This is a genomic window from Variovorax sp. P1_H12_2, assembly GCF_056405335.1.
The window spans coordinates 1-11,186 of the sequence record NZ_JBFUCI010000193.1 but is presented as its reverse complement, the minus strand read 5'-3'; the positions used below and the strand labels follow the sequence as shown (position 1 = coordinate 11,186).

General features: G+C 67.9%; 14 protein-coding genes. 8 read left to right on the top strand and 6 right to left on the bottom strand.

The window, feature by feature from the left end; all coding sequences use genetic code 11:
* Positions 1 to 108 (top strand): hypothetical protein (locus tag AC1D2K_RS19275; protein ID WP_478090438.1); only part of this gene is annotated, 108 nt, incomplete at its 5' end.
* Here the strand turns inward: AC1D2K_RS19275 and AC1D2K_RS19270 are convergent.
* Entirely contained in the window at positions 105 to 746 is a 642-nt protein-coding gene (locus AC1D2K_RS19270; RefSeq protein WP_478090437.1) for a DNA-3-methyladenine glycosylase I, read from the bottom strand. The two genes, AC1D2K_RS19275 and AC1D2K_RS19270, sit on opposite strands and share 4 nt — an antisense overlap.
* The gene (gene aroQ / locus AC1D2K_RS19265) at positions 743 to 1,195 is read right to left on the bottom strand and encodes a type II 3-dehydroquinate dehydratase (RefSeq protein WP_478090436.1); all 453 of its coding nucleotides are present in this window, start codon (positions 1,193 to 1,195) and stop codon (positions 743 to 745) included. The genes AC1D2K_RS19270 and aroQ overlap by 4 nt, the downstream gene beginning before the upstream one ends.
* Positions 1,196 to 1,260: 65 nt before the next feature.
* Between aroQ and AC1D2K_RS19260 the strand changes: the two genes are divergently transcribed.
* The 4 genes from AC1D2K_RS19260 (at position 1,261) to AC1D2K_RS19245 (ending at position 4,907) form a co-directional block, all read left to right on the top strand.
* The gene (locus tag AC1D2K_RS19260) at positions 1,261 to 2,367 is read left to right on the top strand and encodes an S-(hydroxymethyl)glutathione dehydrogenase/class III alcohol dehydrogenase (protein ID WP_478090435.1); all 1,107 of its coding nucleotides are present in this window, start codon (positions 1,261 to 1,263) and stop codon (positions 2,365 to 2,367) included.
* Between the two features lie 119 nt (positions 2,368 to 2,486).
* Positions 2,487 to 3,398 (top strand): alpha/beta fold hydrolase, encoded by a 912-nt coding sequence (locus tag AC1D2K_RS19255; RefSeq protein ID WP_478090434.1) that lies wholly within the window; start codon positions 2,487 to 2,489, stop codon positions 3,396 to 3,398.
* Positions 3,395 to 4,264 (top strand): S-formylglutathione hydrolase, encoded by an 870-nt coding sequence (fghA, locus tag AC1D2K_RS19250; RefSeq protein WP_478090433.1) that lies wholly within the window; start codon positions 3,395 to 3,397, stop codon positions 4,262 to 4,264. The genes AC1D2K_RS19255 and fghA overlap by 4 nt, the downstream gene beginning before the upstream one ends.
* 31 nt (positions 4,265 to 4,295) lie before the next feature.
* Positions 4,296 to 4,907: a 3'-5' exonuclease gene (locus AC1D2K_RS19245; RefSeq protein WP_478090432.1), complete on the top strand. Its 612-nt coding sequence runs from the start codon at positions 4,296 to 4,298 to the stop codon at positions 4,905 to 4,907.
* 101 nt (positions 4,908 to 5,008) lie between these two features.
* Here the strand turns inward: AC1D2K_RS19245 and AC1D2K_RS19240 are convergent, their stop codons facing one another.
* Positions 5,009 to 5,476, bottom strand: a complete 468-nt coding sequence (locus tag AC1D2K_RS19240) for a gluconokinase (protein WP_478090431.1) — start codon at positions 5,474 to 5,476, stop codon at positions 5,009 to 5,011.
* Positions 5,477 to 5,561: 85 nt separating this feature from the next.
* A complete protein-coding gene (locus AC1D2K_RS19235) occupies positions 5,562 to 6,656 on the bottom strand; it encodes a PA0069 family radical SAM protein (RefSeq protein ID WP_478090430.1) in 1,095 nt (364 codons plus the stop codon).
* Positions 6,657 to 6,777: 121 nt separating this feature from the next.
* Here AC1D2K_RS19235 and AC1D2K_RS19230 point away from each other — a divergent pair, with 121 nt between their 5' ends.
* The gene (locus AC1D2K_RS19230) at positions 6,778 to 7,134 is read left to right on the top strand and encodes a DOPA 4,5-dioxygenase family protein (RefSeq protein WP_478090429.1); all 357 of its coding nucleotides are present in this window, start codon (positions 6,778 to 6,780) and stop codon (positions 7,132 to 7,134) included.
* 19 nt (positions 7,135 to 7,153) lie between these two features.
* On the opposite strand, the gene AC1D2K_RS19225 is transcribed toward AC1D2K_RS19230, so the two are convergent.
* Positions 7,154 to 7,810, bottom strand: coding sequence for a glutathione S-transferase (locus tag AC1D2K_RS19225; RefSeq protein ID WP_478090428.1), 657 nt, complete (start codon positions 7,808 to 7,810; stop codon positions 7,154 to 7,156).
* 103 nt (positions 7,811 to 7,913) lie between these two features.
* On the opposite strand from AC1D2K_RS19225, the gene AC1D2K_RS19220 reads away from it, so the two are divergent.
* Entirely contained in the window at positions 7,914 to 9,131 is a 1,218-nt protein-coding gene (locus AC1D2K_RS19220) for a polyhydroxyalkanoate depolymerase (protein ID WP_478090427.1), read from the top strand.
* Here AC1D2K_RS19220 and AC1D2K_RS19215 read toward each other — a convergent pair.
* On the bottom strand, positions 9,128 to 10,039 hold the full coding sequence (locus AC1D2K_RS19215; protein ID WP_478090426.1) for a LysR family transcriptional regulator: 912 nt from the start codon (positions 10,037 to 10,039) through the stop codon (positions 9,128 to 9,130). The two genes, AC1D2K_RS19220 and AC1D2K_RS19215, sit on opposite strands and share 4 nt — an antisense overlap.
* 81 nt (positions 10,040 to 10,120) lie before the next feature.
* Here AC1D2K_RS19215 and AC1D2K_RS19210 point away from each other — a divergent pair.
* The coding region (locus AC1D2K_RS19210; protein WP_478090425.1) for an adenosine deaminase family protein at positions 10,121 to 11,186 on the top strand (1,066 nt) is incomplete at its 3' end.

Genomic DNA, 11,186 nt, shown 5'->3' with positions numbered 1-11,186 from the left:
GTGCTCAAGCACGTGGCCCGGCTATGGGGCTTCGACGTCCATCTCGAGAGCGTCGACAGCCAGGGGCGGATCAATCACCGCAAAGTGCCCGGACCGCAGACAGCCTAGCTGGAGGTGAGCCCGATCTCCGCGCGGGCCGTCAATGCCAGCTCGCGCGCATGGCAACCTTCGACGTGGTCGTTGACCAGCCCCATGGCCTGCATGAAGGCATACACGGTGGTCGGGCCGACGAAACTCCAGCCGCGCTTTTTCAGGTCCTTGGACATCGCGATCGATTCGGGCGATGTCGTCATGGCCCTCAACGCCTCGTGCGTGATGCGCTTCGGACGCAAGGCCGGATCGGGCTCGAAGCCCCACGCATAGGCAGCCAGCGAGCCGAACTCGGCGCGCAGCTCGATGACCCGCCGGGCGTTGTTGATKGCCGACTCGATCTTGCCGCGATGGCGCACGATGCCGGCATCGGCGAGCAGCCGCTCGACGTCCTTCGGACCGAAGCGCGCCATGCGCTCGGCATCGAACTCCGCGAAGCCGCGCCTGAAGGCCTCGCGCTTGTTGAGGATGGTGAGCCAGCTCAGGCCGGCCTGGAAGCCTTCGAGGCACAGCTTCTCGAACAGACGACGCTCATCGGTGACCGGGAAGCCCCATTCGCTGTCGTGGTAGTCGCGGTAGACCTGCGTCGATTCGCACCAGCGGCAGCGCCAGGCGCCATCCGCGCCTTCGAACAGGCCGGCTCGCTCGCGCGTCACGCCGCGCTCACGCGCACCAGCGCCTCGATCGCGAGCGGATAGCCCTTGACGCCGAGTCCGACGATGATTCCCCGCGCTGCCGGAGAGATGTACGAGTGATGGCGGAACTCCTCGCGGGCATGCACGTTGGAGATGTGCAGTTCGATCAGCGGCACGCTCGCACCCTTGATCGCATCGTGCAGGGCAATGGAGGTATGGGTGTAGGCCCCGGGGTTCATCACCACGCCGAGCATGCGCCCGGCCGCGATCTCGCGCCCGGCCTCGTGGATCCAGTCGATCAACTGGCCCTCGTGGTTGGACTGGCGGCATTCGATTTCGACGCCGAGCGTGGCGCCGGTTTCCTGGCACATGCGCTCGACGTCGGCCAGCGTCTCGTAGCCGTATTGCGCGGGCTCGCGGGTGCCGAGCAGGTTGAGATTCGGGCCGTTGAGGACAAGGACTTTCTTCATGACATGGCGCTCCAATTGGCAGGCATCTTATAGTGCCCGGTTCCTGAACCGAATCCGCAAGTCCCATGAAAACCAAAGCCGCCGTCGCCTGGAAATCCGGAGCCCCGCTGACCATCGAAACCGTCGACCTCGAAGGGCCGAAGTTCGGCGAGGTGCTGGTCGAGATCAAGGCCACGGGCATCTGCCATACCGACTACTACACGCTCTCGGGCGCCGACCCCGAAGGCATCTTCCCGGCCATCCTCGGCCACGAGGGCGCGGGCATCGTGGTGGACGTCGGCCCCGGCGTGACGACCCTCAAGAAGGGCGACCACGTCATCCCGCTCTACACGCCCGAATGCCGCCAGTGCAAGTTCTGCCTGAGCCGCAAGACCAACCTGTGCCAGCTGATCCGCGGCACCCAGGGCAAGGGCCTGATGCCCGACGCCACCAGCCGCTTCAGCCTCGACGGCAAGCCGATCTTCCATTACATGGGAACCAGCACCTTCAGCAACTACACGGTAGCCCCCGAGATCTCGCTGGCCAAGATCCGCGAGGACGCGCCCTTCGACAAGGTCTGCTACATCGGCTGCGGCGTGACCACCGGCATCGGCGCGGTGATCTTCACGGCCAAGGTCGAGGCCGGCGCCAACGTGGTCGTCTTCGGCCTGGGCGGCATCGGCCTGAACGTGATCCAGGGCGCGAAGATGGTGGGCGCCGACAAGATCATCGGCGTCGACCTGAACCCCGAACGCGAGGCGATGGCGCGCAAGTTCGGCATGACGCACTTCATCAACCCGAAGGACACGCCGAACGTGGTCGATGCCATCGTGCAGCTGACCGACGGCGGCGCCGACTACAGCTTCGAGTGCATCGGCAACACCCAGGTGATGCGCCAGGCGCTCGAATGCACGCACAAGGGCTGGGGCCGCAGCATCATCATCGGCGTGGCCGAGGCGGGCGCCGAGATCAGCACGCGGCCGTTCCAGCTCGTCACCGGCCGCAAGTGGGAAGGCTCGGCCTTCGGCGGCGCGCGCGGGCGCACCGACGTGCCGAAGATCGTCGACTGGTACATGGAGAACAAGATCAACATCGACGACCTGATCACGCACACCATGCCGCTCGAGGACATCAACAAGGGCTTCGACCTGATGAAGCGCGGAGAGTCCATCCGCGGGGTGGTGATCTACTAACCCCCCAGGTTGGGCTCACTGCGTGTAGCCCGCCCACCCCCTTTCAGGGGGCGATACCGGCGGCCCGGCGAAGCCGGATCCGCGGTATCCCTGGAAGGAAACCGTGTCTAGGAGCTTCGATGGAATTCATGCAACCCCTGCGAACGATCGAAGCTGGCGTGCTCGAGACCGCGTATGTCGAGGCCGGGCCGTCCGACGGCCCGCCGGTGCTGCTGATGCACGGCTTTCCTTACGACATCCACAGCTACGCCGAGGTCGCGCCGATGCTGGCCGCGGCGGGCTGCAGGGTCATCGTGCCCTACCTGCGCGGCTACGGCGCCACGCGCTTCCTGAGCGATTCCACACCCCGTTCGGGCGAACAGGCGGCCCTGGGCGCCGACCTTCTCGCGCTGCTCGATGCGCTGGCGATCCCGCGTGCCGTGCTGGCGGGCTACGACTGGGGTGGGCGCGCGGCCTGCGTGGTGGCGGCGCTGTGGCCCGAGCGCTGCGCCGGGCTGGTCTCGTTCAACAGCTACAACATCCAGGACATCGCACAGGCGATGCGGCCCGAAGTCGCAGAGAACGAGCATCGGCTCTGGTACCAGTACTACTTCCACAGCGAACGCGGACACGCCGGGCTGGCGGCCGACCGGCGCGGCATCGCGCGCTTGCTGTGGCGGCTCTGGTCGCCGACCTGGACCTTCGATGACGCGACCTTCGAGCGCAGCGCCGCCGCCTTCGACCACCCCGACTTCGTCGAGGTGGTGATCCACTCGTACCGCCACCGCTTCGGGCTGGTGCCGGGCGATCCGGGCTGTGCGACCATCGAGGCCCGGCTGGCCGCGCAACCGCCGATCCGCGTGCCGTCCATCACTTTCGACGGCGCCGACGACGGCGTGCGTCCCGCGAGCGATGCATCGGCGCATGCCCACCGCTTCACCGGCCCCCGCTCGCACCGCATCGTGCCCGGCGTGGGCCACAACATGCCGCAGGAGGCGCCGCGCGTGTTCGCCGATGCGGTGCTCGAACTCATCCCCCCATCGAAGACATGACAGACAGCCCCAAGGTCCTTTCCGAACACCGCTGCTTCGGCGGCACACAACGCTTCCTCGAACACGACTCGCGCGAGATCGGGCTGCCGATGCGCTTCTCGGTCTTCCTGCCGCCGCGAGCAGCGCGCGGGCCGGTGCCGGCGGTGCTGTACCTCGCCGGCCTGACCTGCAACGAAGAGACCTTCATGGTCAAGGCCGGCGCCCAGCGGCTGGCGGCCGAACTCGGCCTGGCGCTGATCGCACCCGACACCAGTCCGCGCGGGCCCGGCGCCGAGGACCTCGAGGGTGCGACCGCGAGTTGGGATTTCGGCATCGGCGCCGGCTTCTACCTCGACGCCACCGAGGCGCCCTGGGCAGCGCACTGGCGCATGGAAAGCTGGCTGATCCGCGAGCTGCTGCCGCTGGTCGCGAGAAGCCAGCCGGTGGACGGCGAGCGCCTCGGCGTCTTCGGCCATTCGATGGGCGGCCATGGCGCGCTGACGCTCGCGCTGCGCCATCCGGGCCGCTTCAAGTCGCTCTCGGCCCTGGCGCCGATTTGCGCGCCGACGCAGTGTCCCTGGGGCGAGAAGGCGTTCAACGGCTACCTCGGCGCCGATCGCAGCCGGTGGCTGGCGCACGACGCCAGCGCCCTGATGCAATCGCAATCCGTGGCACCCTTCCCCGAAGGCATCCTGGTCGACCAGGGCCTGGCCGACAAATTCCTCGCCGAGCAGCTCCACCCGCATCTGTTCGAGGCCGCCTGCGCGAGCGCCGGCCAGCCGCTCACGCTGCGCCGCCACGAAGGCTACGACCACGGCTACTACTTCATCCAGAGCGTCGTTGCGGACCACCTGGCGCATCACGGCAGAAGCCTGCTGCAGGCTTGAAGACGCCATAACAGCCCAACAGACCTTTCGAATGAACGACAAGCTCCCCCCGATCCCCGAACGTGAACAGATCGCCCTGCTCGAGCCTTTCGAGGGCCTGGGCCTGGGGGACATCCGCGTGGTCGCCACAGCGCAGGACGCGGAGGCCGCCACGGCGGCGCTGCTGGCCAGCCGCGTGGTCGGCTTCGACACCGAGTCCAAGCCGACCTTCGCCAAGTTCGAAGTCTCGGGCGGACCGCATGTGGTCCAGTTCGCGACCCGCGACCAGGCCTGGCTGTTCCAGCTGCATCGCACCGAGTTCCACGGCGCGCTGGCCGCGCTGCTGGGCTCGGCCGAACTGATCAAGGCCGGCTTCGGCCTGTCGACCGACCTGAGCCTGATCCGGCAGCGCTTCGGCGTCGAGCCGCAGGCCGTGCTCGACCTCGACACCGAGTTCCGCCGCCGCGGCTACCGCAAGTCGGTCGGCGTGAAGACCGCCGTGGCGCTGGTGTTCGACCGCCGCTTCGTCAAGTCGCGCAAGGCCACGACCTCGAACTGGGCCAACCGGCAGCTGACCGACGCGCAGCTGCGTTATGCGGCCAACGACGCATATGCAGCGATCCGGGTCTTCGACGCGCTGGGGTTAAGCACTCCCCCAGGTTGACTCACTTCGTGTAGTCGCCCACCCCCTTCCGGGGGCGGCCCGGCAAAGCCGGTTCCGCGGTATCCCTGACGAATGCCGGGAAGCATCGGACGCATTCACCCTCACAGCAACGCTCGCACGCGCGCCACCAGCTCGGGCATCGGCGCCGTGGCGTCCACCTCCAGCACGCCGGGTTCGCCGACCGGGGATTCCAGCGTCGCGAACTGGTTGGCGACCAGGCTGGCCGGAAACATGTGCGCGCCGGCGCGCGCCGCCACGCGACGCTCGGCCTCCTCGCGCGTCAGCGCCATGAAGACGAAGCGCAGGCCCGGAACAGCGGAGCGCAATCGCTCGCGGTAGTCGCGCTTGAGGGCCGAACAGGTCAGCACCGCCCCACCCCGGTGACGCGCCATTTCAAGGCCCAGCGCGGTGAGCCAGCCTGCACGGTCGGCGTCGGTGAGCGCAATTCCGGCTCGCATCTTGGCAACGCTTTCGGGCGAATGGAAGTCATCGCCTTCGATCAGCGGCAGTTCCATGTCCCGCGCCAACGCGGCCCCGAGGCTGGACTTGCCGCAACCGGAAACCCCCATCACCACCCACCAGGGCGTCGTCGCTGGGGGGGGAACGCAATTTTTTGCCATTCACTGCATTGTGTAACCAAGTCGACCCATCCCGCTAGAACAGACTGCCCTGCCCCGCCGCGCCAGGTGGCCGGAACGCGCCGAGGTCGAGCGCGATGCGCTCGCGGTTGAAGCCGATGCGCCGGGTCGCCTTCTCGAAACGCTGGCGGATCAGGTCGGCCCACAGCCCGCTGCCCTTCATGCGGGTCGCGAAGTCGGCATCGTAGTCCTTGCCGCCGCGCATCTCGCGGATGCGCGCCATGATGCGGTCCGCGCGCTGCGGGTAGTGCAGCTCGAGCCATTGCTTGAACAGCGGCGCCACCTCCCACGGGAGCCGGATGACCGTATAGAAAGCGCAACGCGCTCCCGCCTCCCAGGCGGCCTCCAGCACCTGTTCCATGTCCTCGGTGACGAAGGGAATCTGCGGCGCCACGCTGACGCCGACCGGCACGCCCGCATCGGCCAGCGTGCGCAGGGTGCGCAGCCGCCGGTGCGGCGCGGCGGCGCGCGGCTCGAGCTTGCGCGCCAGCTCGCCGTCGAGCGTGGTGATCGTGACGTAGACCGCCGCCAACCGGTCGGCCGCCATCGGCGCGATCAGGTCGAGGTCGCGCTCGACCGCGCTCGATTTGGTGACCAGGCCGAAGGGATGGCGGGTTTCCTTCAGCAGTTCGATGACCGAACGCGTGAGCCGCAGCTCGCGCTCGATCGGCTGGTAGCAGTCGGTGGCGGTGCCGATCGCGATCTGGCTGGGACGATAGCCCCTGCGGCCGAGTTCGCTGCGGAGCACCTCGGCGATGTTGCGCTTGGCGATGAGCTTGGTCTCGAAATCGAGGCCGGGCGAGAGATTGAGGTAGCTGTGCGTGGGCCGCGCGAAGCAGTAGATGCAGCCGTGCTCGCAGCCGCGGTAGGGATTGAGCGATCGATCGAAGGGGATGTCGGGCGAATCGTTGTCGCTCAGCACCGACTTCACGTCCTCGAAGCGGACCTCGGTCGCCAGCGGCGGCAGGCCCTCGGACTCGGCCTCGCCTTCTTCCAGCGTGCCCCAGCCGTCGTCGAAGGCATCGCGAACGTCGCGCTCGAAGCGGTGCGGCAGGCGCGTGGCCGCGCCGCGGCCCTTGAGGGCATGCACGGGGATGAAGGTGTCGGCCATGGGGCGATCCGCATACTGTATGAAATCACAGTATTTCACCTTTTTACTCGAGATGCGGCAACCGGTTGTTAAGTTTCCGGCGCGGTGCAGCGCTAAGCTTGTCACTCTCATCGAGCCGCTCATGCCCCGCCGTCCCGAAAACCTCTACCCGCAGTACCACGCCCACATCTATTTCGGTCCCGGCACGGTCGCCCAGGCGCGCAAGATCGCCGAGGACGCGGGGCACGAACTGCTGGTCGTGGTCGGCCGGGTGCACGAGCGCCTGGTCGGCCCGCACCCGCACTGGAGCTGCCAGATCGCCTTCGATGCCGCCGAGTTCGACGAGGTCGTCGCGTGGCTGGACGGCCACCGCGGAGGCCTGGACGTGTTCGTGCACGGCGTCACCGGCAACGACTACCTGGACCACACCGCGCACGCCATGTGGCTCGGCAACGAGTCGCCGCTCGACCTGCGCATGTTCAGCCGCCCGGGCGGCTGAACCCCGCAGCGATCGGGCCTCAGAACTCGGCGTCGAGCTCGTCGATCTCGTCGGGCTCCTGCTTCGCCGCCTTGATCCATTCCYGCATCGCCGGCAGTTCCATGATGCGCTTGCAATAGCCGGCGCAGGCGGCGTCCAGCGTGACGTCGTAGGTGATGAAGCGCGTCACCACCGGCGCGTACATCGCGTCCGCCATGCACGGCTGCTTGCCGAACAGGTAGGGGCCGCCATGGGCCTGGAGGCATTCGCKCCAGATCGCGACCACGCGGTCGATGTCGGTCTGGGCGCGCGACCAGATCTTGAAGTTCGGGAACCGGGCCTTGATGTTCATCGGCAGCGAACTGCGCAACGAGCTGAAGCCGGAATGCATCTCGCCGCAGATCGCCCGGCAGATCGCCCGGGCCTCGGCATCGGCGGGCAGCAGCCCGGCCTTGGGCTTGATCTCGTGGAGGTACTCGCCGATCGCGAGCGTGTCCCAGACCTTGATGCGGCCGTGCTGCAGCGAGGGCACCAGCATCGAGGCCGACAGCAGCAGCATCTCGGCCTTCATGGCCGGATCGTCCGGCGGGATCACCTTCTCGCTGAAATCCAGCCCCGCAAGCCGGCACATCAACCAGCCGCGCAGCGACCACGCACCGTAGTTCTTGCTGCTGATGGTGAGGACGGGTTTGGCCATGGGGACGCTCCTGGGCTGCCGGATCGGCTCTGCGGGTGTGCAAGCCCCATGCCAGAACAGTGCACCGCGGCGGCTTGGCCCGCAACTTGCCTGCACTCCAGGCATGCTGTACCGGGCCTACCAAACACACACCGACCTGCTCTCGCCGTCCCGGCTCGCAGCCCAGTACCTCGGCAGCGGCGCGTGGCAGGCCCCTTCGGACCGCGGCGCCCGCCGCCGGATCGCGGCGGCCATGGAGGTCTATGCCCACATGCGGCTGACCCACACGCGGCCGGACTACGGCATCCAGAGCGTGGTGTGCGAGGGCGAGGAAGTCCCGGTGCACGAAGAGGTGGCGCTGGTCGCGCCCTTCGGCACGCTGCTGCACTTCCGCAAGAACACCAAGGCGGTGCAGCCCAAGGTGCTGCTGGCCGCACCACTGTCGGGCCATTTCGCGACACTGCTGCGCGAAACGGTGCGCACCCTGCTGCGCGACCACGACGTGTACCTGACCGACTGGCACAACGCGCGCGACGTGCCGCTGTGGAACGGCGGCTTCGGCCTGGACGACTACACGCTGCAGATCGTGAGTTTTCTCGAGGCGATCGGCCCCGGCGCCCACATGGTGGCGGTCTGCCAACCTTGCGTGGCGGCCCTGGCGGCCACCGCGCTGATGGCGGAAGACGGCCACCCGGCCTCGCCGCTGAGCCTGACCCTGATGGCCGGACCGGTCGACTGCCGCATCAACCCGACGGCCGTGAACAAGCTGGCGACCGACCGCCCGATCGGCTGGTTCGAACGCAACCTGATCAGCCGCGTGCCCTGGCCGCACGCCGGTGTGATGCGGCGCGTCTATCCGGGCTTCCTGCAGCTCAGCGCCTTCATGAGCATGAATCCGGACCGCCACAAGGAACAGTTCAGGAAGCTCTATCACCACCTGGTCGAAGGCGAACTCGAGCAGGCGGCCACGATCCGCGATTTCTACGACGAGTACCTGGCGGTCAACGACCTGCCGGCCGAGTTCTACCTGGAGACGGTGGCGCGCGTGTTCCAGACCTACGACCTGCCGCGCGGCGAGCTGACCGTCGGCGAGCGCAAGGTCGATCCGTCGGCGATCCGCCGCACCGCCTTGATGACCGTGGAAGGCGAACGCGACGACATCTGCGCGGTCGGCCAGACCGTGGCGGCCCAGGACCTCTGCCCGAGCATCCGCCCCTACCTCAAGACCCATCACCTGCAGGCCGGCGTCGGCCACTACGGCGTCTTCAGCGGCAGCAAGTGGAACGCCCAGATCTACCCCCGCGTGCGCGAGATGATCCACACGGCGCAAGAGCTGCACTAGGCCGGCGTCACCAGGGCGTGCCGCAGATGCGCGATCAGCGCCTGCGACACCACGTTGCGCATCGGCCCGGGCAGGTAGACCAGCACCACGCGGCGCTCGATGTGCGGCTTCACGAGCGGGAGCACCACCAGTTCATCGTCGCGAAGCGACGAGGTGTAGAGCTTCGGCATCAGGCCGAGCGCCAGCCCGCCGCGCACCAGGGCGTAGAGCGTTTCCGAATAGCTCACGCGATAGGGCTCCGAACCCTGCGCGAACTGGGCGCGGGCCGGGTCGCCGAGCGCCGGCATGCTGCCGCTCTCGAACAGCACCAGGCGCTCGCCGCCGATGGCCTCCCAGTCAGCCTCGCCAAGCGCGGCCAGCGGATGGTCGCGCCGCACCACCAGCACCAGCGGATCGCGGAACAGGTCCACGCAGTCCAGCCCGCCCGGCGGCTCGGTGATGGCCGCCACGGCCAGGTCGAGCCGGCCGCTGCGCACTTCGGCCAGCAGGGTGTTCGACGGCGCGTCGCGCCAGGCGAACTCGATGCCGGGCGGTGCATCACCGCCGATGAACCCGGCCACCGCCGTCGCGACGCGGGCGCTGGCCGAAGGGATCACGCCGATGCGCACGAAAGCGCGTCCGCGCTGCACCGTGCTCTCGATATCGCGCAACGCGACCTCGAAAGTATTGACCAGGTAGTCGGTGCGCGCCAGCACCTCGGCGCCGACCGGCGTGAGCTCGAGCCGGTGCGTCGAACGGGTCAGCAGCTCGGCACCGAGGAGCTTCTCCATCTGCTTGATGGCGTTGCTCAGGGCCGGCTGGGTGATCGCCAGCCTGCGCGCGGCGCGGCCGAACTGGCCCTCCTGCACCAGCACCGAGAAGCACTGGAGCTGGCGAAGCGTCAATGCACGCAGGGGCAAGGAACTCATCGCTTGGTTATCAATTGAATGAATGAAATTATAGGAATTCAAAATTTTCCTTATTTCATCACCCTCCCTAGACTGGCCTGCATGAGCACTGCCGTCGCAACGCCTGGCGCCCTGGAGCCCTTCCTGCGAGCGATCCCGAAGGTCGAATTGCACTGCCATCTGTTCGGCACGGTCCGGCACGGCACCTTCGCGGACCTCAACCGCCGGGCCGGTTCGCCGCTGGCCGACGACGAGATCGAGGGCTTCTACACCCGGGGCGAGAAGCCGGTCGGCGTGCTGCGGGTGCTGCGCGCGCTCGATGCCCAGCTGGTGCGCAGCGCCGACGACCTGCATCGGCTCACCTTCGAATACCTGCAGGACGCGGCGTCGCACAACGTCCGCTACAGCGAGTTCTTCTGGAACCCGACGGGCACCGTGCACGCATCGGGCATCGGCTACCGGAAAGCGCAGGATGCGATCGTCAACGCCATCCATGACGCGCAACGAGAGTTCGGCATCGTCGGCCGGCTGATCGCGGCGATCGATCGCGAAGCCAGTCCCGAGGCGGCCGTCGAGATGGTGCGATGGGTCACGCAGAGCCGGTGCGAGGAAGTGATCGGCATCGGCATCGACTACCGCGAGGTCGATCGGCCGCCCGAGCTCTTTCTCGAGGCCTACCGCGACGCCCGGCGCGCCGGCCTCAAGACCACCGCGCACGCCGGCGAGTTCGGCATGCCCTGGACCAACGTGCGCACCGCCCTCGATCTGCTGCAGGTCGACCGCATCGACCACGGCTACACCGTGGTCGACCAGCCCGGGTTCGCGCGCGAATGCGCCGAGCGCGGCGTGCTGTTCACCGTGGTGCCGACCAACTCCTACTACCTGCGCACCCTGCCGCCGGAACGCTGGGCGCTCGACCACCCGATCCGCCGCATGCCGGGGCTGGGCCTGCGGATCCACCCGAACACCGACGACCCGACCCTGCACAAGGTCACGCCCACCGGGGCGTGGCTGATGATGGTGCGCGACTTCGGTTTCGGCCTGGACGACCTGCGCGGCTTCATGCACAACGGACTCGACGGCGCCTGGATCGATGATTCCTTGCGCCGCCACTGGCGCAGCCAATGGAGCGCCGAGTTCGATGCGCTGCGGGCCCTCCTTCCACAAG

Bases quoted from the DNA above. Each gene is read 5' to 3' on its own strand.
- AC1D2K_RS19240 (WP_478090431.1), bottom strand. From the start codon at position 5,476: ATGGGGGTTTCCGGTTGCGGCAAGTCCAGCCTCGGGGCCGCGTTGGCG.
- AC1D2K_RS19245 (WP_478090432.1), top strand. From the start codon at position 4,296: ATGAACGACAAGCTCCCCCCGATCCCCGAACGTGAACAGATCGCCCTG.
- fghA (WP_478090433.1), top strand. From the start codon at position 3,395: ATGACAGACAGCCCCAAGGTCCTTTCCGAACACCGCTGCTTCGGCGGC.
- AC1D2K_RS19260 (WP_478090435.1), top strand. From the start codon at position 1,261: ATGAAAACCAAAGCCGCCGTCGCCTGGAAATCCGGAGCCCCGCTGACC.
- AC1D2K_RS19220 (WP_478090427.1), top strand. From the start codon at position 7,914: ATGCTGTACCGGGCCTACCAAACACACACCGACCTGCTCTCGCCGTCC.
- AC1D2K_RS19215 (WP_478090426.1), bottom strand. From the start codon at position 10,039: ATGAGTTCCTTGCCCCTGCGTGCATTGACGCTTCGCCAGCTCCAGTGC.
- AC1D2K_RS19235 (WP_478090430.1), bottom strand. From the start codon at position 6,656: ATGGCCGACACCTTCATCCCCGTGCATGCCCTCAAGGGCCGCGGCGCG.
- aroQ (WP_478090436.1), bottom strand. From the start codon at position 1,195: ATGAAGAAAGTCCTTGTCCTCAACGGCCCGAATCTCAACCTGCTCGGC.
- AC1D2K_RS19230 (WP_478090429.1), top strand. From the start codon at position 6,778: ATGCCCCGCCGTCCCGAAAACCTCTACCCGCAGTACCACGCCCACATC.
- AC1D2K_RS19255 (WP_478090434.1), top strand. From the start codon at position 2,487: ATGGAATTCATGCAACCCCTGCGAACGATCGAAGCTGGCGTGCTCGAG.